We start from the raw sequence: 18,761 nt of genomic DNA, 5'->3' as shown, positions 1-18,761 counted from the left end.
CACCGCGGGAGGAAGGACACGGAGGCCGGGGCGGTGGTGTGACCGCCCCGGCCTTCTCCGTTACGCGTGGGCCCGCGCCCGCGCACGCCATCGACGGCCCGTCTTGCCCCAGGGCCCGGGCGTTTTGAGTCAGTTCGCCCCGATCTTCGCGAGGAGATCCACGATCCGGTTCTGCACATCCGGGCTCGTCGAGCGCTCCGCCAGGAAGAGAACCGTCTCGCCCGAGGTGAGCCGCGGCAGCTCCGCCGGGTCGATGTCGGCGGAGGTGTAGACGACCAGCGGGGTGCGGTTGAGCAGACCGTTCGCCCGGAGCCAGTCCACGATTCCGGCGCGCCGGCGGCGCACCTGCATGAGGTCCATCACCACGAGGTTCGGGCGCATCTGCGACGCGAGCGTCACCGCGTCCGCATCCGCAGCGGCACGCCCGACCTGCATGCCGCGCCGCTCCAGCGTCGCTGTCAGGGCGCCCGCGATCGGGTCGTGCGCCTCGATCAGCAGCACCCGCGGCGGGTGTTGCTCGCTGTCGCGCGGTGCCAGCGCCTTCAGCAGTACCGCCGGGTCGGCGCCGTACGCCGCTTCCCGAGTCGCCTGCCCGAGTCCGGCCGTCACCAGCACGGGAACCTCGGCCGCCACCGCCGCCGTACGCAGCGACTGCAGCGCGGTCCGGGTGATCGGCCCGGTGAGCGGGTCCACGAAGAGCGCCGCCGGATAGGCCGCGATCTGGGCGTCCACCTCCTCGCGGGAGTGGACGATCACCGGGCGGTAGCCGCGGTCGCTCAGCGCCTGCTGGGTCGCGACGTCCGGAGCGGGCCACACCAGCAGCCGCCGCGGATTGTCCAGGGGCTCGGGCGGCAGCTCGTCATCCATCGGCGGAGCGACCTGGGAGTCCGTGACGTCCACGGCGCCGTTCGGGCCGTCCAGCGGCTCGGGACCCTCGCTGCCCTCGTCGGGCGCACCGATCGCGTACGCCCTGCCCTCCGTGGAGTCCAGCAACCGCGGTGCCTGGGGCTGCTGCTGCTCGATGGGGCGTGCGGCGGACTCGGGCGGGCCTGACGGCGGCGGCGTCCGATCGCCCTCCTGCGGCGGCGCTGCGAGCCTGCGCCGCCTGCCGGAACCGCCGGACGGCTGGGCCGGCGGGGATGGCGGTCGCTGCTGATCGGCGATCTGCTGCGCGAACGGCACGCCCTGGCCGAGCGTCCGCACGCTGATGGCGCGCGACTGTGCGGCCGCCGGACCGTCGGCAGCCGGCGGCTGCCCCGGCGGTGGCTGGAGCCGGACCGGGTGCTGGCCCGGCGGGGTCGCTTGTGCCGGTTGCGGCTGTACCGGTTGCGCCGACGCGGCCGCCGTCCGTGCCGGAGGGGCGGGGGCTTCGGCGGGCAGCGGCTGGGCGGCGCGGTTGCGGTCCGCCTGCGGCGGAGGCGCGTGCCCCGGCTGCGCGTCGGGCTGTGGCTGCGCGTCGGGTTGCGGCTGTGCGGCGGGTTGGGGCTGCGCGTCGGGTTGCGGCTGTGCGTCGGGTTGCGGCTGTGCGTCGGGTTGCGGCTGTGCGTCGGCCGGCGGCCCGGCCGAGACCGGAGCGCCGGGACCGGCCTGGTCCACGGCCGCCGGCAACGCCCCCGCGACCCCGGACTCCTGCTGCGCAGGCGGCCCGGCCGGGCCCTCCGCGGGGAGGCCGGGGTCCTGGCTGGGGAAGCCCTGAGCCGGGGTGGACCGCGGTGCCGCCGGCGCGCCCGCGTCGGCCGACAGGCGCCTGCTCTGCTGCTCCTCGGCCGGGTCCCGCCGGGCACGGCGTCGGCCGGTTGGCGCCGGTACGGGGTGGGCCTGCGGCGGAGTGTGTTCAGCGTCGATGCCCGGGGCCATCGGGTCGTGACGGTTCTGCTCGTCCCCGGCCCAAGGGCCCGGCCCAGCCGGTCCGGTCGGTCCGGTCGGTCCGGTCGGTCGGTCGCCCTCCGCGGGCGGCAGGGCCAGGGCCTGGCGGTCCGCACCCGCCTCATCGTCCACGGCCTGGTCCTGTGCTCCGGCGGGGAGCGCCCGGCCGCTGTCGGCCAGCACTCGGCGCACCCGCCGGCCGCCTGGCCGTCCGTCCGGGGGGCCCTCAACCTGCTGCGGCGCGGCGGGCTCCGCGGATTCGGCACCCGCGCCGTAGGCCTGGGGCTGTGCTTCCGGCGCCGCAGGAGTCCCCTCGGCGGGTGTGCCGAGCCGGCGTCCGCGGTGCGCTGCCGGCTCGATGGTGGTGTCCTGCACCTCAGGGCCGCTGCCCTGCGGCGGCACGGGTACGTTCGGGCCGTTGAGGCCCGCCGGACGCAGCTGGGAGGGGACCGGGCTCAGACCTTGCTGCCCCTGCGTGTCCGGGGTCCGGAGCCCCTGCTGCCTGCCGTGGTCCGCCGGTCCGGGGAGCGCGGGCAGGGCGGACGACTGCGGTTCACGGCCGGTGCCCTGCTGCGGTCCGCCAACGGTGCCGTTCCCGCCCGCGGCATACATCCCGTTCTGTACGGGCGAGTTGGTGCCCTCGCCGCTGTCCGGACGCTCGTCCGCGGCCGTCGCCAGCGAGCCGGACGACGCGTCGCGGCCTCCGTGCCGGGCCCTCCGGCCCGTCCGCGGTCCGGCCGCACCGGCGGCGGCCCGCGTGCTGTCGCCCCCGGTCGTGCCGCCCGGCATGCCCTCGGGCGGTACGGACTGTGCCTCGGTAGAGCTCGGCCGGCCCCGCCGCCGCCCCGTCGGCCTGGGCTGCCCCGCCGGCACACCCGCGTCCTGGCCGTCCGGGCCCTCCTGGCCGCCATGGCCGCCATGGCCGGATGCCGGACCCCCCGCGGCCGCGTCGGCCGGATGCGCGCCCGGTACCCCCTGTCCGCCGCCCGCCATCGGGTCGCCTTCCGGGCTCCGCCGCGCACGGCGGCGTCCCGTCGGCGCGGGCTCGGAGCCGGTCGACTGTGCGGGCACGGTCACACTGCCGGAGCCAGGTGCGCCCGACCGCACACCGCCGTTCGTACGGCTCGCCGTCCCCCCTGCCGCCTGTGACGGGTCGGCCGCCGCCCCGCCGGGAACCTCCGTGCCCCGCTGCCGCTGTGTCGGCACCGGCATCACGGTCGTGGCGTTCTCCCGGTCCCGGGCGTCGACGGTCCGCTCCGGGGCCGCGTCGCCGTCCGCGCTCAGCGGCACCTCGAGGACGTACGCATTGCCGCTCGTTCCCGGCACTTCGTGGGTCTGCAGGACGCCTCCGTGCCGCTCCACGATGCCGCGCACGATCGGCTCGTGCACCGGGTCGCCTCCGGCATACGGTCCCCGCACCTCGATCCGTACGACCTCGCCGCGCTGCGCCGCCGCCACCACGATCGTCGAGTCACCGGAGCCGCCGGCGGCCGGGGCGTTACCCGTCGCATCGACTCCCGCCACATCCGCGATGAGATGTGCCAGCGCCTGCGCCAGCCGCTTCGCGTCCACCTCGACCTCGATCGGCGGGGCGTGCACGGCGAACTGTGCGCGTCCGGGGCCGATGAGCTCGATAGCGCCCTCGACACCCGCGGACACCACACCATCGAGGGACACCGGTGCGCGGTCCAGCCGCTCCTTGCCGGTGTCGAGGCGCTGGTAGCTCAGCACGCTGTCGATGAGGGTGGTCATCCGGGCGTAACCGGCGGTCAGGTAGTGCAGGATCTGGTTGGCCTCGGGCCAGAGCTGCCCGGCCGGGTCCGAGGCGAGCGTGCCCAGCTCGGAGCGGAGCTGGTCGAGCGGCCCGCGCAGTGCCTCGTCCAGTACGGCCAGCAACTGGGCGTGCCGCGCGGCCACCGCGTTGTACTTCCGCCGGTCGGTGAACGTCATCACCGCGCCGACGAGCTGCTCCCCGTCGCGTACGGGCGCGGTCGTCATGTCGACGGGGACCGCGCGGCCGTCCTTCGCCCACAGCACCTGGCCCCGGACGCGGTGCTTGCGGCCGGACCGCAGGGAGTCGGCGAGCGGTGTCTCGTTGTACGGCAACGGGCTGCCGTCGGGGCGGGAGTGGTGGATCAGCGGGTGCAGTTCCTGGCCACCGAGATCCCCGGCTCGGTACCCGAGGATCTGCGCGGCCGACGGATTGACGAGCACGACCTTGCCGTCCGTGTCGACACCGACGACGCCCTCGGCCGCGGCGCGCAGGATCATCTCGGTCTGGCGCTGCTGGCGCGCCAGCTCGGCCTCGGTGTCCACCGTTCCGGACAGGTCCCGGACGACCAGCATCAGCAGCTCGTCACCGGTGAAGTGGTTCAGGGACGGGTCGGCGTACGGGGTGCGGCCGTCCTCCAGGTGCGCGCTGGTGACCTCGACGGGAAACTCGGACCCGTCGGTGCGCCGGGCCACCATCCGGGTCGGCTTCGTCCGGCCCTCGTCGGCCTCTGGCTGCCGCATCGACCCCGGGATGCGGCGAGAGTCGAAGGACGGCAACAGGTCGAGCAGGCCCCGGCCCACGAGGGCGGTGCCCGGTGCCTCGAACGTCTCCAGGGCGATGGTGTTGGCGTTGACGACTGTGCCGTTGCAGTTCACCAGCAGCAGCGCGTCGGGCAGCGCATCGAGTATGGCTGCAAGCCGAGCAGCGCCCCGGGATGGCCTGCTGCTCACGACGACCATTCCTCCCTGATCACTGCTCCTTACCTGACGGCCCCGGCCATTCTGCCGCGCGCTCCGGGGCGTGTCACTGGAGGGAGTCTACGGGCACCCGTTGCGGGGGCAACGGCGGATGAGGGGAGGACGAGCGACGAGTTTGTGCGACTTACCGCACGCCTGACATAAGCCTTGGGCGTCGGCGACGGCATAGGAATGGGCCCCTTCCCAGCAGTTCCGGACAGCGCCGGGCGACACCCTTGGGTACGGGTGTCGCCCGGCGCTCGAACAGGATCGGTCGGTGGGCGTTCCGATTCTGCAGGTATGCGTACGAAACGGGTCGGTGGCGGACCGGACTGGTGGGTCGCCCCGGATCGCCCGGCGCGCGTGGCGGTTCGCGCGGCCCTCCCTCCGGTTCGCGCGGCGTGCGTGCCGGTTCACCGGGACGCCATGCGGTGGCCGGGGCGAACCGGGCGGGGGCGCGGACCGGGGCCGGGCGCACTCCGGTGCGTGTGCACCCGATTCAGACGCCGGCCTCGGGAAGGACGGGCCGGAGACGGTTCCAGCGGGCGATCGCGCAGCCGTCGTGACGGTCGAAGCGGGCATCGACCGGGCGCCCGGCCCAGGTGCCGGTGATCCGCGCGGTGGTCGGACCGCCGTACATCATCGTGCAGTTGCCGCGCGGCTCCCCGGGCCCGAACGGGTCCTCGCCCCACCGGGTCATCTCGTCGAGCCGGTCGCACGCGGCCCGGGCCTGGCTGTGCGTACCGCCCGTGGGGTGGCAGTCGAGGGAGTAGCGGCCGTCGACGGCCCGGTTGCCGCTGTTGCTGATGGTGATGGTGAGCCGGTCCTCACCGGCCGGGGCCACGGACGGCGGCGGCATGAACGATCCGAGCAACGGGAGGGGCATGGGGTGCGGCATGGGAGCTGCGGCGGCTCCGGCGGCAGGTGCGGCAGCAAGGGCGGCGGCAGCGGTCAGGGTGACCAGCGCAAGGCGGCGGAGCAGCATCGGGAACTCCTGGGGTGCGGACTGGAGACGGGGCTCGGGCGTCAGGGCGTCGGGGGCGGCAGGGGCCGCTCGCGCGAGCCCGCCATTACTAACGCTCCGGCCGCCGAGGCGTTGCGCAAGCCACCGGGGTCCCTAGGAGTGACCGGGGTGGAGAGGCGGCTACGACCGGTCCGGTCACCGCCCGCCGGTAGAACGGGCCGTGGGCGGCTGCGACCGGTCCCGTCACCGCCCGACCGGCACCCCGGGTCGGCCGTCCGGTCCGCCGGGCGCCTCGCCTTGGCGTGTCACCTGTGCCGGACATCCGATCACCGAGATCCCGCCGGGAGGCCGGGCCCCCTCCGGACCCGGCGCGACCAGGAAGGGCTTTGCTCTGCTGCCCGCGCGCCTAGTACCGTAGGGTGCGATTGGTGACAGCCCACGCGGCTGTGCCATCATCTGCACACACCACATCGCGCTCGCGCGGGTGTGTGAGGAGGCTTCGCCTAGTCTGGTCTATGGCGCCGCACTGCTAATGCGGTTTGGGGTGACCCCCCATCCCGGGTTCAAATCCCGGAGCCTCCGCTCGATCTCCTTGATCATCGAAGCCCCGGCCCCGACGGCCGGGGCTTCAGCCGTTCTTGACCGTGTCAAGTGGCGTTTGCCCAGGTCAGGTGGTGGATGGCTAACGGATTTCACGTGCGGCGGCGGGTCATGTAATGTTGTTCCCGCACCGCGGGCCGGCCGGAAAACGTCGGGACGCAAGCGCTCGTAGCTTAACGGATAGAGCACTTGACTACGGATCAAGAGGTTGCAGGTTCGAATCCTGCCGAGCGCGCAGCTCAGAGGGCCCCTTCCACACGTGGAAGGGGCCCTCTGGTTTTGCTGCGTGACTAACTGCGTGACTGCCGGCCCGAGATCAGCCCTCGAAGATGCGATCCATAGCAACCGCGCCAGTCTGAAGCACCGGACGAATCTGCTTACGGTAGACCTCCTCTGTCACGGCTGTTCCGGAGTGGCCCACGAGCCGCGAGATCTCCTCGAGGGGTACGCCGCTGTCCGACAGCAGAGAGACGACGCTGTGCCGCAGCTCACGCGGGGTCCATTCCTCGGGGTCCAGACCCTTGACGTCGCCGAGGACCTGCCGGAAGTGGAGACGAACGTTCGCAGCGTCCAGCGCGGTTCCCACCTCGGAGGTGAAACACCAGGTTCTGGTCCTGCCAACGCGCGCCTGCAGCTGCACGCTGGCGGGCTTGCCGTTCACGATGTGCTGTCAGGGCAGCGATGCACCGACCGGGCAGCGCCAGAGTCCTGCGGGACTTCCGGGTCTTCGTCTCCCCTCCTGCTCGGACAGAGCGCCACACGGCGATGTGCGGGGGGATCCCTGGAACGGCGTCCGGTGCTCCGTCGGGGTCCACGTGATCCCATGTGAGCGGCCGTAGCTCCTCGGTGCGGGCACCCGTGAGCAGCGCGACCACGATGTACGCGTGCAGCCGGGAGCCTTCCGCCACGTTCAGCACGGCCTCGGCCTGGGCAAGGGTCAGCGCCTTGGAAGGGCGCCCCTCTCGGCCTTTCGGGATCGAGCACAGCTCCACCACATTGCGCTTCACTTTGTCCCGCGCCATGGCTCGTCGGATGGAGCGGTTGAGGAGTGAATGCAGCAGCCGCAGTGTGCGGGTGCTGAGCGACGGTGCCTTGGCCGCAAGCCACTCGTCCACATCGTCCGCGCTGAACTCGCGCAGCTTCCGCGCGCCCAGAGCGGGTATGACGTGCTTTTCTCAGAGGTTGGTGTAGTTGGTCACGGTCGCCGCGTCGACTTCAGTGAGGCCGTAGGTCAGCCAGGCGTTCACGGCCTTCTCGACGGTGTAGTCAGCGGGTGCGATCGCGAGACCGTCTTCGTAGTCGCGAAGGACTTCCTTCAGCTTGTTCTTGGCCTCGGTCTTCGTCCGACCGCTGCCGCGCTTCACGATCCGCTTGCCGCTGGGGTCATAGCCGAGGCTGGCTGTGGCAATCCAGCGCTGACGCTTGTCGTCCCAATGAAGCCCACCGTCGCCCCTGCTGCGGCGCTTGCTCCCTGCTGCTCTCCTGCCTCACGCTCCAGCAGCGCGACGTACTCGTGAAGTGCGGATAGGCGGATCTTGCGTGCGCGCCCCTCCTTGACGGAGCGCAGACGACCGGTGCGCATCAGGTCGTAGATGGTGTTCTTTGACTTGATGCTGAGGAACCTCATGGCGTCCGGCACGCAGTAGAGAAGAGGCGCGTCATGCTCGGGTGCGGTCAGCGTCACGGCATCCTCCGTTTCGCAGGGGTCGGGCCGTCGCAGTGAGACCGTCGAGTCGCGGGCAGGGTGTGTGCCGCAGAAATCGCAGAATCCGCAAGAAGGTGCGGATATGGGGTCTGACCTGCGGTGTTGGAGGTGTGGGGGTGGTTGCCGCAAAATTCGCGGGAATCTCCGCAGAAATAGGCGCCGGGCACCGCGCATCGAGCCGGGACGGGGACCGCGCTGATTTGTGCGGCAGTTTCCGGGATTTTGCGGCTGGGACGCCCGAGGGCCGTTGTTGCTGGTCAGCGGGTGTGGGCGCGGGTTTCTGCGGTTTCTGCGGCTGGAACCGTGTGCGCGGTTGGGTGTGGTGGGTCAATGATGACCTTCGCCCTGCGGCGCAGTTCCTTCTTCAGCTCCCGCAGGGCGTGGAGGACATAGAGGATGTCCTCGTCTTCCTCACCGGCGCGGTAGCGGTGGCAGACCGGTTCCAGGGCGCTGAAGTCGCCGGTGCCCTTGAAGTCGAACGCGTAGAGCTCCGTTCGGGGGTCGAGGGCGGCGATGAGCAGGAACAGGCGCATCAGGAACGTCTTGCCCATGCGCGAGATGGAGCCGACCACCACCGAGGCGAACATCAGCGTCACCGAGACATCGCGCATGCGCCCCGGAGTATTTCCGGGGGCCTACTGCGTCCCTGCGGCAGAGTCCTCAACCTCGCGACATTGACCCCGATGTTTCTATCGGGGCCGCCTGTAGGCAAGCCCAGGACGACCAATGAAGACCGTCAACGACGACAACCACCCAGCTCCCGGTGGGGTACGAGGCAATGCCGCATCCCGGCGCCCAACTCGCCCGGTCTGCAACGACCTTGGCGACCCTGACAATCCCTCACTCAACCGGAGGTGGCACGTTCCGCGTATCGCCGACAGGACGCGCCCATTCAGGCATCGGCGTCCACGGCACTCAGAACAACGTATGAGATGCGAAGTCCTGCCGGTGTTGCTCCGAACGTTCCTTGTCCGTTCGCATTGCGAGGCTTGGCCCACGATCGGGCCAATCAAATTCTGTTACATCTGTGCGCAATTAATGTTCCGACGCAAAGCAGGTCAACCCACTCATCCGAAAAAGAGGACGGTATGCATAAGAGAGTGCGGCTTGGAGTCGCGGCGGTCGTGGCCATGGTCTCCGCGGGTGTGGGCATGTCCACCGCCCAAGCGGACGACCGGTACAACGACTCCGCGCCGAGCACGAGCTACGCAGACGGCGACACGGTCGTGTACGGCCATGGCAACAACATTGGCCGGCGCGACAACCTGGTCGGCTCCGGGCACACCGCAGGCACCGGCCACGTCGTGGGCACAGGCAACGTCGCGGGCGCAGGCAACGTCGCGGGCGCAGGCAACGTCGCGAGCGGCCCGGGTGCCGAGGTCCCCGGCACCCCGGCACAACAATCCGACTACTGCATCAGCATCAATGCTCGGGTAGTGGCACGGAGGGGCACCGCTCAGTGCCAGTCGGCACCCGGAAGTGCGGCCATCGCCGTCGGCGCCCAGAGCATCGCCCACGCGCTCAACGGTCAAAGCAGCACCGCCGTCGCCGTCGGCACTGGCAGCACCGCCTATGCCACCCAAGGCGACGGCAACATCGCAACCGCCGCCAAAGACCCTGCGACCGCGACCGCGACCGCGACCGCGACCGGGAACGCGGCCAGCGGCCTCGGTGGCTACACCGCTCTCGCCGTCGGCTGCACGGCGCACGCCGACGGCAACAACAACCTCGTCACCTGCCCCGAGGACGGCGCTCAGCAGACCTCGCAGCAAAATCAGAACAAGCCCCATAGGACGCAGCCGCCGACCAGCACACCACCGAGCGTCGGCAACATCTGCGTCAGGGTCAACGGCATCCTGCTCATCGGGCGCGGCTCGGCGCGGTGCCCCATGGGGTCAGGCGTCGCCATCGCCGTCGGGCCCAACAGCACCGCCACGCTCGCCGGCGCGCCAGGAGCCGGATCCAACACCGCCGTCGCCGTCGGAGCGAACACCAGCGCATTCGCGGGCGCCGGGGGCAACAACATCGCCGTCGCCAACAATGACAACAGCACCGCGACGGCCAGCAGCCTGGGCACGAGCAGTATGAACACCGCCATCGCCGCAGGAGGATGCAACGCGGACGCCGAAGGCACCGGCGAGGTCGTCAACTGCGCCGACTGACGCCCCAGACTGCCGAGCCCGTATCCTGGGCGCCGAGCGCCGGTACCGGCCCTGCTCAGGTGATCTGTCGTCGTTCATCAGATGGAGGCCATACCTGAGGAGGTTGAGCTGACCGCAGCTTTCTGAGCGGCGGTCGCTGGTCAGCGTCGCGGGTCAAAGGATCCGTTGGGGCACCGCGGCCGGGAAGGCGACCTTCAGCATGATCTAGCCTCCCGCTTTCATGAAGCGGGCTGTCCGAGGGGTGGCGACATCGCCAAGGCCCAACTGCCCAGGCTCACGGCCCACCCGAAGACTTCTGCGCCCGCCCCCAGGCGCATGTGAACGGCCTTGACGGAGAAGCTTGTCGAAACCCCCGGAGGCAAAGCCCCCTTACCTCCCCGAACGGGATACCGAGGCCTTACAGGGCCGCCCTCCCGACGGCTTGGAAAGACCTCGCGCCGCGGGCCACGCCCGCGATGGCCGTTCGTCCAGGCTGGCGCAACATGAGTGTCGAACTGCGTGACAACGACGATGGACGACTACGGACTTCCACGGACTGCAGGAGACTTGCGCCACCCGTCAGATCATGAGCGTGACCTGGTCGAATGGCATTCTAGGTTGCCTACGGATCAAGAGGTTGCAGGGTTCGAATCCTGCCGAGCGCGCACCAGCTCAGAAGCCCTGTGGAGAGATCTACAGGGCTTCTTGGTTTGCCCGTGGATGCCCGGCCGAGATTCGGGACGTTTGATCGTGTTGACGGGCGCTGGATGGGATGGAGTTGCGCTGCTGCCACGCGATCACGGCCGAGTCGGCGAGTGGCCGGCCCCCTGTTTTCGCCTCAACCTCGGTCGTCGGGAGGCTTGGTGCTCGTGTGCCTGCACCCTGCGCGTATGTGCCGGCTCTTGCCGGTGCTTCGGTTGCGCGGGTCAGCCGACCAGTGATGGTGGGGCCACTGTTCGTGCGCGGTCGTAGAGGTCGCGCGCGGTGGTGTTCTTCAAGTGGGGTCGGAGGAGGCTGAACATGCTCTTGATCCGGTCGTCGGCGCGGCCGGATTGGACCATGGGGTAGTCGTCGAGCGCCTGGTGCCAGGTGGCTGCATGCCGCTTCCAGGTGGCCGACTTCCAGTTGGCGTTCAGCCAGGGTGGCGCGGTGCCGCACGCGGGTACGGCGGTAGACGCTGTAGCGCACCTTGTTCGACTCCTGCATGGCCTCGACAGCGCCGGAAACGTCGCCGAGTTCATAACGGACCTGGCTGATGTGGTAGTTGAGCGCCGCGGAGTCGTACGAGCCGAAGGCCTTGCCGCGGGACTCCGCCCGGTCCATGGCCGCCTCAGCCTCGCGGATGTACCGCAGTGCGCTTGCACGATCGCCTGTCTGCGCAGCGGCGTGTGCTTGTTGACCTGCGAGAAACGCCCGCATGCGCGGGCCGGCCTTTGGCGAGGAGGTGGAAGCGGCGTCGGCAAGTTCCACGGCTTTGGCCCCGTGGTGCAGGTCTACTGCCTGCACGCTCATGCCGCGCAGAGTTGTGCAGTAGGTCAGGTGGTCCTCGGCTGCTCCGGCCAGTTCCAGGTAACGGCCAATAGCCTCATCTGTCTCACCGGGACCTTTCGTTCCGCTCGGCGAGACGAACGCTCAGCTCCTCGCGGGCCGTCAGGGGTCGGACGTCTCTGGGGTTGGCATCCCATTCCTTGCCCCCGCTCACGGGCCGAAGTTGGACGTACGGTCCTTCCTGGCCCATCACGATGCCGACACCGTTGCGCTCTCCCGTGTCCTTGACGATGGCGCCCAACTGGAACGACTCGCCCCCGAGCGCATCAACTCTCCCCGCCTCCATGTGCGCACCCCTTCGTCCGTTCCGCCGTTCCATTCGGTGACAACAACAAGGGAACCGCGTCGAGTTGGCAGGCTCCACGGCATCCATGCGGCACTCTTGATGCACACGCGATGCACAGAAACGCCACCTGCATGGGACGGATCGATACGGGGGAAGGGGCCGCTGTGGGCCTTGCAGACCGGCGAAAAGTCCTGGGCTGCAGTCAGGAAGGGCTTGCCCATGCTCTTGGTGTCGATCGCACAACGGTCGGTCGCTGGGAGAGTGGCAGGACCGTGCCTCAGCCGCCGTTACGGCCGAAGTTGGCGGAGGTGCTGCAAGTCGATCTTGCCGGTCTCGACTCTCTGGTGGCGCAGCCACGGAACCCCGTCCAAGAGTTCGTAGAGCCGCCCATACGCAACGACTCCGGCTCGGGGGCCATTGACGACATGATCCGACGTGAATTCCTACGGGCAATGGCGGTATCCGGCGCCCTTGCTTCTCTGGCTGTCGACCAGGATGAAGTACTTGGAGAGGGAGTCCGTCGAGGGTCGTCCGAAGACTTCCTGCGGATGAACACTCATCTCTGGCAGGTGTACCAGCTTGCCCGCACGAAGGGCTCCCTGTATCCCATCGTTCGCGAGCAACTTACCGCGCTCAGCCGGACTTTGGATGGTCGCTCGAAGGCAACGACCCGTGCCCTGTGCGGAGTGGCCGGGGATCTCTTCCAGCTTGCCGGGGAACTCGCCTTCGACGGCAACCACTACACCAACGCCGCTGCCTCCTACACGCTGGCTGCATCAGCGAGCAGGGAAGCAAAGTCATTCGATCTGTGGGCCTGTGCGCTGGTCCGACACGCATACGTCGAAGTGCACGAGGGACGACACAACGAGGCCGTAAGCATCCTGTCTGCCGCGGCGAGACTCGCCAAGCGCGGAGACGGCACGCTGTCCACCCGCCATTGGGTCGCCTCCGTCCAGGCAGAAGCGCACGCCGGCCTCGGCGATCTGAACGCGTGCGAACGCGCCTTGGACGAAGCTGACAAGGTGCAAGACCTCACCGGACCGGGGACAAACGGAGGATGGCTGCGCTTCGACGGGTCACGGCTGGCCGAGGAGCGAGGAGCCCGCTATGTACAGCTCGGGCGCCTCGACCTCGCCGAGAAAACGCTCACGAGCGCGCTGGAGCATCGTGCTCTCGCCGAGGGACAGTCGTACCGACGCCGGGGGGCCGTCCTGACCGACCTCGCAGCGATCGGTGCGAAGCGGCGGGACCCTGAGCAGGTCGTCACCTTCGGCAGGGAGGCTCTACAACTCGCCAGAGAATCATCCTCGGGCTACGTCGCCCGTAGACTCCGGAACCTACGAGCCGACTTCGGTCCCTTGGTCCGCGACAGCCGTGTGGCAGAGCTGGGAGCCGAGATCGGCGCATTGAGCACGGCGCGAGGAGAGGGGTAGGCATGGCGCAGACCGAGGGCGCACGGCTGTTCCGGGAAACCTGGATCGCCGGGGTGAAGGAACACTTCCCCGGCGAGCCCAAGCCCAGCTACGTGACGCCCTGGGAAGACACGCCGGAATGGGAACGTCAGGCAGCGGGCGCCGTCTACGAACAGGTCCGCCAGTTCCTCGAAGTGAGCAACCGCCACGCCACGCGGCTGACACGCGAGCAAAAGGGCCGCTTCGTCGCAACCTGCTGGACAGCCCAGATGTTCAGTCACTTCGAAGACCCCAAGCCGGGTTACGTGGCCGACTGGCCTGAACTTCCGGACTGGCAGAAGGAAACCGACTCGGACATCTTCGAGGCCATCGAAAAGTCTCTGAGCTGACCGCTGCCCGACGTGCGAGAGGCGGCCAACACCATGCACGGGCAGTCCGTGCCTTGCGAGCTAGAGGGCACCGCTCCGTTGACGGCAACCCTGACGGCAACGGCGGCACACATCCGCCCGTGATCACCGCCAGCAGCGCTCCATCAGGGCCAAGGCGGAGGACCGCCCCAAGGAACTGCCCCGGTCCATGTCTTGCCTCCCCGGGTCGATCAGACCTTCCACGGTATCCGTGCCCGTGGGGGACTGACCGTGGGGAACTGGCAGGCCCGCCTCGGTGTGGGTGATGGGGGTGCGAGGCGACGCGAGAACGCTTCGAGGATGCAGGCGCGCACGGCACTGCGCGGCTGCGCGGGGTCGTGCCGCTGAGCCAGTGGCTTACGGCCGATTCGTCGTAGCGCAGGGGGTGCCGGTCTCCGCGCCGATGCGGTTGACCGTCCGCGCGAACTGACGGTGTGTCCACCGGCTTTCTGTGAGCAGACCGGCGAGGGAGACGTTCGGTTCACGCTGTGCCATCTCCTCAACTCCCCGTGCCTCACCGCGTGATCGAGTGCCCGCGTGCGATGAGGGAGGGCCTGCCGCTGGAGGCGGTAGGCGCACCGGCCAAGCGCATCACGCCCCGGCATCGCCAGACATCCCATTCGGGAACACCACGTCGGCCACACGCGCGGTCTCCTCCGGGATCTCCGCCAGATCCATCCCATGCAACGACACGAACCCACACCAGAAACACGACGACGGCCTGCACGACCCCAACGGGGTCGCACAGGCCGTCGTCACGCAGACCCCGGATTCACCAACAGCATCCGGGAATCGTGCCCGCCGTCAGCTGCTGCGTTCTCGGACCGCGTCAGTGGCGGTAGGAGTTCACATAGCCCGGCGCCGGGGAGCCGACGCCCGTCACCGGGTCGTAGCCCACGACCGCGTTGAGCGAGCTGTCGGCGCCCAGCGTACGGAACGAGGTGGTGACCCCCTCGCTGTCGTCGATGCCGTTGGTGTAGTCGACCCGCACGACGCCCAGGCCCTTGCCCGCGCCCAGCGGGTGGTCGGTGACGTCGTGGTAGGACGGGGTGCCGTACCGTTGGTAGATGGCCGGGTTGGCGAAACCGATCGGCACACCGTGCCGGGCCTCCTGCGCCAGTGCTTGCACACCCGCGATCACCGGGGCCGCCAGCGAGGTGCCGCCGATGCGGTACTCGCTGTACTTCAGCGACTTGTCCGGGAACGCTTGGGTCTGGCCGACGAGGAAGCCGGTGTTCGGGTCACCCACGGCGGCGATGTCCGGAACGGTACGCATCGGGGTCGTACCGTTGGCCTTCGCCAGCTTCGCCGGGACGACACCACGCTGGTAGAAGGGCTGCGCCACGGTACGGCTCGTGCCGCCGCCCGCGCCCGAAGTGAAGGCGCCGGGGAAGTCGGTCCAGCTGTTGCCGTCCTTCGACAGCACCGCCTTCTCCGTTCCCCACCCGGTCTCCCACTGGTACGTGTTGTCCTTGCCGACGGCGAGCGAGGTGCCGCCGACGGCCGTCACCCACGCGGAGTTCGCCGGGGTGTCGACCTGCTTCTTACCGGCATTGGCGACCTCGTCGCCGTCGTCACCGGAGGAGAAGTAGAAGCCGATGCCCTCGACGGCGCCGATCTGGAACACCTGGTCGTACGCGGCCGCGAGGTCCGGAGTCTGGTTGGCCTCGATGTCGCCCCAGGAGTTGGAGACGATATCCGCGAGCCGGCCGTCGACGATCTTGCCGAGCGAGTCGAGCAGGTCGTCGTCGGTGCAGGACGCTCCGCCGACGTAGACGATGTCGGAGTCGGGCGCCACGGCGTGCACGGCCTCGACGTCGAGGGTCTCCTCGCCGTACCAGCCGGCGGCGTCGCACTCCTTGATGTTCTTGTACTTCTTGGGCAGTACCTGCGAGAGCTGGCCCTGGCCGTACGGCTTGTCGCCGTGCTTGACCGCGTAGGTCTGGGCGTCCTCGGTGATGGTCGGCGAGGCGAACGCGTCGGTGATCGCGACGGTGACGCCCTTGCCGGTCCGGCTGCCCGCACCGTAGGCCGCGCGCAGGTGTGCCCCGGTGTAGCCCTTGACGGCGTAAGGCTGCTTCTCGCCGTACGCGGACGGCAGGTCCTTGGCGACGTTGGAGCCGTAGTACGAGGAGAACGGCCCGGCGTTGCGGAACACCGCGGGCGGCGGGGGCAGTTGGGCGTGGTGCCTGACGAGCCGCGGCGCGTTGTTCAGGCCGACGACCGTCAGCACCGCGCCGTTCAGCGACTCCGGGACGGAGGCCGTACGCGACGGGGCGTGGTAGGTCTTCGAGCCCTTGCGGTAGTTGTGCAACTCGGTGCCGAAAGCTTTCTCCGCGGCGGCGGTGGTACCGCTGACCGTGATGTAGCGGGCACTGCGCCCGGTCACCTCGAGTCCTGCGGACTTCAGCCAGGCGGTGACCTTGGATATCTGTTCGCCGGTAGCACCGAAGCGGGCCTTCGTCTGACGTGCGGTCAGGTGCTTGCCGTACGAGGACGAGTGCGGGTCGGACACTGCCCTCGCATAGGCGGCGAGCCCCTTGGCGTCCCGCCCGGCGAGGTACACGCGGGCGTTGACGCGCGTAGCATCGGCGGTCGGCCCGAGGTCGGCCTTCGCGGTGGCCCACAGCGGCTGGGTGCCGCGCAGCGAGTCCCGGCCGTGCGGCCCGGACTCGGCGCCGGCGGCGGGAACGCCCATGGCAAGCGCTGCGGCGACCATCGGCAGCGTCGCTGCCAAGGCCAGCCCGGCGCGTCGTGTGGTTCGGGTGGATCTCATGTAACCCCCTGCGGTCTGGTGGCACTGGTGTGACGGCACACAGTTCCGCGTCACTCTTGCGGCCATCGCCTTAGGTGGGGGAAATGGGCATGCCAAGAAATCGTAAGGCGGGTCATCGCATATGCGGCGCGCGACCGCATAAAGTGCAAATCCCCCTGGAGAGCGGGCCGTCCGGAGGGACGAGCCGTGCTCGGCGCTGGATCTGCGCCATCGTCGAACGCGGCCCCCCGGGAGACGTTCTCGGCTCCCGCCGACCCGCGCACCGCTGACGGGCCTTCATGGCGTTCGTGGGCCGGGCGTTCCCAGGATTCCCGGCGCCTCTGGCGTTCCTCGCTCAGGGTCACGGCGGAGCACTCCCGCACCGGCTGCAGTCGGGATGCGTTCCCCCACCGGATCACCATCAGAGGCCCTGCAACTCCCGCGAGACTCTCCTCAAACGCGACGGCTCGGGCGGCTTCGACGACTCCTCCTGCGCCGCGACCAGCGGCACCTGGTACTCGTCGTACGCGCCACCTGGACCCCCGCCGCGGACGTGGACGTCGACCACCTGGTCCCGCTCGCGGAGGCGTGGGACTCGGCCGCCGGCCCGCGCCGGGCGGGCTACAACTGGACCCCGACCAAGTGGCAGCAACTCGCCAACGACCTCACCCACACCCAGCCGCTCGCGGTGATGGACAACGTCCTCCAGGCCAAGGGCGGCCAGGATCCGACCACTTGGTGGCCGAGCCGCACGTCGTACCGCTGCACGTACGCCCGCGCCCAGGTCCAGGTGAAGTACTACTACGGCCTGACCGTCGACTCCGGGGAGGAGGCCCTCTCCTCGGTCCTCAACGGCTCTCCGGTCCTGCTGCGGGGCCAACTGCGTGACTGCCGACCCGAGAAGCGCCCCCGAGAGTTGCCCACGGTGACGTCAGCGGGGCGGGCTCGTTGGCCCGTCATGAGAAAGATCGGCGCCGCGGTCGCGGCGGTACTCCTGAGCACCGGACTCGCCGGAACCGCCCACGCCGGGCCGGCCGCGGCGCTGCACCGGCCGCTCGACCCCACACCGTCAAAGGGCCTGGTCCTGACGGTGAGCGGGAGCAGCGAGACCTGGATCCGCGGTGTACTGCTGCGGTGCCCCCCCGAGCCGGACGGCTTGCACCCCCGGGCCGCCGAGGCATGTGCCGAATTGGGGCGGGCCCGGGGCGACCTGGACCGGCTGCCCGGGGAACCGGGCGTCTGCTCGGACGAGTTCGACCCTGTTACGGCCTCGGCCAAGGGGACGTACCAGGGCAAGTCGGTCGCCTGGCGTAAGACGTATGCCAATGCCTGCCAATTGTCCGCCGCCACCGGGAACGTCTTCCGCTTCTGACGGGTCCCGGCGGCGGACGGGGACGGCGAAGTGCCGGGCTCAGCGCTTGAGTTCGTGGGAGAGCGACGCGTAGATGTATTCGCTGCCCCAGCGTGTGCCGTCGAGGTCGTTCTCGATGAGGTGGGCCTCACGGCGCATCCCCAGGCGCTCGCACAGCCGCGTCGAGCCGGTGTTCTCGACGTCGATGCGGGCGAAGAGACGGTGCACCCCCAGGTCGTCGAAGGCCATCACCGCCAGCGCGCGGGCGGCTTCCGTCGCATAGCCCCGGCCCTCGTGCTCGGGGTTCAGGATCCAGCCGATCTCCGCCTGACGGGCGTACGCGCTGGCGCACTTGACGACGACCTCGCCGATGACGCCCGGCTCCGTACGGCGGCACATCGCCAGGGTCAGTGCGTCGCCGTCCTCCTCCCACCGGGTCGCGGCCGCGTTCCGGGCGACGGCCTCCTCGCAGCCCTCGCGGGTGCGCGGCGGCCGGTAGAGGTAGCGGGCCACGCTCTCCAGGCCCTGGTACGCGTACATGTCGTCGACGTCGTCCGGCGTGAACAGCCTCAGGACGAGGCGGTCGGTCGTGACGGGTAACGACGTGACGTGCATGGGTCCTCCGTGGTCGTGTGCCCTGGCCCGGAGCGGGAGTTCGGTGCGGGCGCCGTGGTCGGTGGGTTACGTGTGGGTCGGTGCTGTCCGTGCTGTCCGTACGGTCCTGCTGTGCGTGCTGTGCGTGCTGTCCGTACGGCCCTGCTGTTCGTGCTTGTCCGTGCGGACGGCCGTGCCCAGTCTCGCCGACCCGGCGTGGAAATGCGCCGGAAGCCGAGGAACGCAATGCCCTTGCCCGTCCGGGAGATCCATGCGCACGTGTGCGCAGGGGCTCGGACGTCGCGGCAGACCTGCGGCCGGAGGAGGCGGCCTTCCCGGTCGGGAACGAACTCCTCGCCCAGGTACGGGGGCAGGGCCGTGGCCTTGTCCGGCCGATGTCGG

Annotated in this window: 10 protein-coding genes, 2 tRNA genes and 4 pseudogenes; 7 read left to right on the top strand and 9 right to left on the bottom strand. The window is 69.8% G+C overall.

All coding sequences use genetic code 11. The features are described from left to right. Nucleotides 1-129: 129 nt before the first annotated feature. Both AB0M26_RS16585 and AB0M26_RS16580 read right to left on the bottom strand, forming a co-directional pair. Nucleotides 130-4,590 carry a PAS domain-containing protein gene (locus AB0M26_RS16585; protein WP_365260995.1) on the bottom strand — a complete coding sequence of 1,487 codons (4,461 nt, stop codon included), beginning with the start codon at nt 4,588-4,590 and terminating at the stop codon, nt 130-132. Nucleotides 4,591-5,095: 505 nt separating this feature from the next. Then, a complete protein-coding gene (locus AB0M26_RS16580) occupies nt 5,096-5,581 on the bottom strand; it encodes an SSI family serine proteinase inhibitor (RefSeq protein ID WP_365260992.1) in 486 nt (161 codons plus the stop codon). 471 nt (nt 5,582-6,052) lie between these two features. On the opposite strand from AB0M26_RS16580, the gene AB0M26_RS16575 reads away from it, so the two are divergent. Both AB0M26_RS16575 and AB0M26_RS16570 read left to right on the top strand, forming a co-directional pair. Beyond that, nucleotides 6,053-6,142: transfer RNA gene (locus AB0M26_RS16575), tRNA-Ser, on the top strand. A 180-nt stretch (nt 6,143-6,322) separates the two neighbouring features. Then, nucleotides 6,323-6,395: transfer RNA gene (locus AB0M26_RS16570), tRNA-Arg, on the top strand. 81 nt (nt 6,396-6,476) lie between these two features. Here the strand turns inward: AB0M26_RS16570 and AB0M26_RS16565 are convergent. The 3 genes and pseudogenes from AB0M26_RS16565 to AB0M26_RS16555 all read right to left on the bottom strand — a co-directional run. Continuing rightward, nucleotides 6,477-7,569 (bottom strand): annotated as a pseudogene (locus tag AB0M26_RS16565) (site-specific integrase). Beyond that, nucleotides 7,521-7,844, bottom strand: coding sequence for a helix-turn-helix domain-containing protein (locus AB0M26_RS16560; protein WP_365260989.1), 324 nt, complete (start codon nt 7,842-7,844; stop codon nt 7,521-7,523). The pseudogene AB0M26_RS16565 and the gene AB0M26_RS16560 overlap by 49 nt, the downstream one beginning before the upstream one ends. Before the next feature lie 353 nt (nt 7,845-8,197). Continuing rightward, nucleotides 8,198-8,479: pseudogene (locus AB0M26_RS16555) on the bottom strand (cell division protein FtsK); the annotation flags it as partial. A 474-nt stretch (nt 8,480-8,953) separates the two neighbouring features. Here AB0M26_RS16555 and AB0M26_RS16550 point away from each other — a divergent pair. After that, on the top strand, nt 8,954-10,027 hold the full coding sequence (locus AB0M26_RS16550; protein WP_365260986.1) for a hypothetical protein: 1,074 nt from the start codon (nt 8,954-8,956) through the stop codon (nt 10,025-10,027). Nucleotides 10,028-10,932: 905 nt separating this feature from the next. On the opposite strand, the pseudogene AB0M26_RS16545 reads toward AB0M26_RS16550, so the two are convergent. Both AB0M26_RS16545 and AB0M26_RS16540 read right to left on the bottom strand, forming a co-directional pair. Further along, nucleotides 10,933-11,575, bottom strand: a pseudogene (locus AB0M26_RS16545) (transcriptional regulator); the annotation flags it as partial. Between the two features lie 25 nt (nt 11,576-11,600). Beyond that, complete coding sequence (locus tag AB0M26_RS16540) at nt 11,601-11,840, bottom strand: hypothetical protein (protein ID WP_365260983.1); 240 nt, start codon at nt 11,838-11,840, stop codon at nt 11,601-11,603. 164 nt (nt 11,841-12,004) lie between these two features. Here AB0M26_RS16540 and AB0M26_RS16535 point away from each other — a divergent pair, with 164 nt between their 5' ends. After that, complete coding sequence (locus tag AB0M26_RS16535) at nt 12,005-13,273, top strand: helix-turn-helix transcriptional regulator (RefSeq protein WP_365260980.1); 1,269 nt, start codon at nt 12,005-12,007, stop codon at nt 13,271-13,273. A gap of 2 nt (nt 13,274-13,275) precedes the next feature. Continuing rightward, nucleotides 13,276-13,641 (top strand): hypothetical protein, encoded by a 366-nt coding sequence (locus AB0M26_RS16530; protein WP_365260977.1) that lies wholly within the window; start codon nt 13,276-13,278, stop codon nt 13,639-13,641. A gap of 847 nt (nt 13,642-14,488) precedes the next feature. Here the strand turns inward: AB0M26_RS16530 and AB0M26_RS16525 are convergent. Continuing rightward, on the bottom strand, nt 14,489-16,435 hold the full coding sequence (locus AB0M26_RS16525; RefSeq protein WP_365260974.1) for a S53 family peptidase: 1,947 nt from the start codon (nt 16,433-16,435) through the stop codon (nt 14,489-14,491). A 315-nt stretch (nt 16,436-16,750) separates the two neighbouring features. Between AB0M26_RS16525 and AB0M26_RS16520 the strand changes: the two are divergent. Both AB0M26_RS16520 and AB0M26_RS16515 read left to right on the top strand, forming a co-directional pair. Continuing rightward, nucleotides 16,751-17,264, top strand: a pseudogene (locus AB0M26_RS16520) (hypothetical protein); the annotation flags it as partial. Nucleotides 17,265-17,372: 108 nt separating this feature from the next. Further along, complete coding sequence (locus AB0M26_RS16515) at nt 17,373-17,786, top strand: SSI family serine proteinase inhibitor (protein ID WP_365261060.1); 414 nt, start codon at nt 17,373-17,375, stop codon at nt 17,784-17,786. A gap of 39 nt (nt 17,787-17,825) precedes the next feature. On the opposite strand, the gene AB0M26_RS16510 is transcribed toward AB0M26_RS16515, so the two are convergent. Next, nucleotides 17,826-18,380, bottom strand: coding sequence for a GNAT family N-acetyltransferase (locus AB0M26_RS16510; RefSeq protein ID WP_365260971.1), 555 nt, complete (start codon nt 18,378-18,380; stop codon nt 17,826-17,828). Between the last annotated feature and the right edge of the window lie 381 nt (nt 18,381-18,761).

It is taken from the genome of Streptomyces sp. NPDC051776 (assembly GCF_040681345.1).
Lineage (GTDB): Bacteria > Actinomycetota > Actinomycetes > Streptomycetales > Streptomycetaceae > Streptomyces.
The sequence above is the reverse complement of the archived record's forward strand: the minus strand, read 5'-3'. Positions and strand labels throughout refer to the sequence as shown.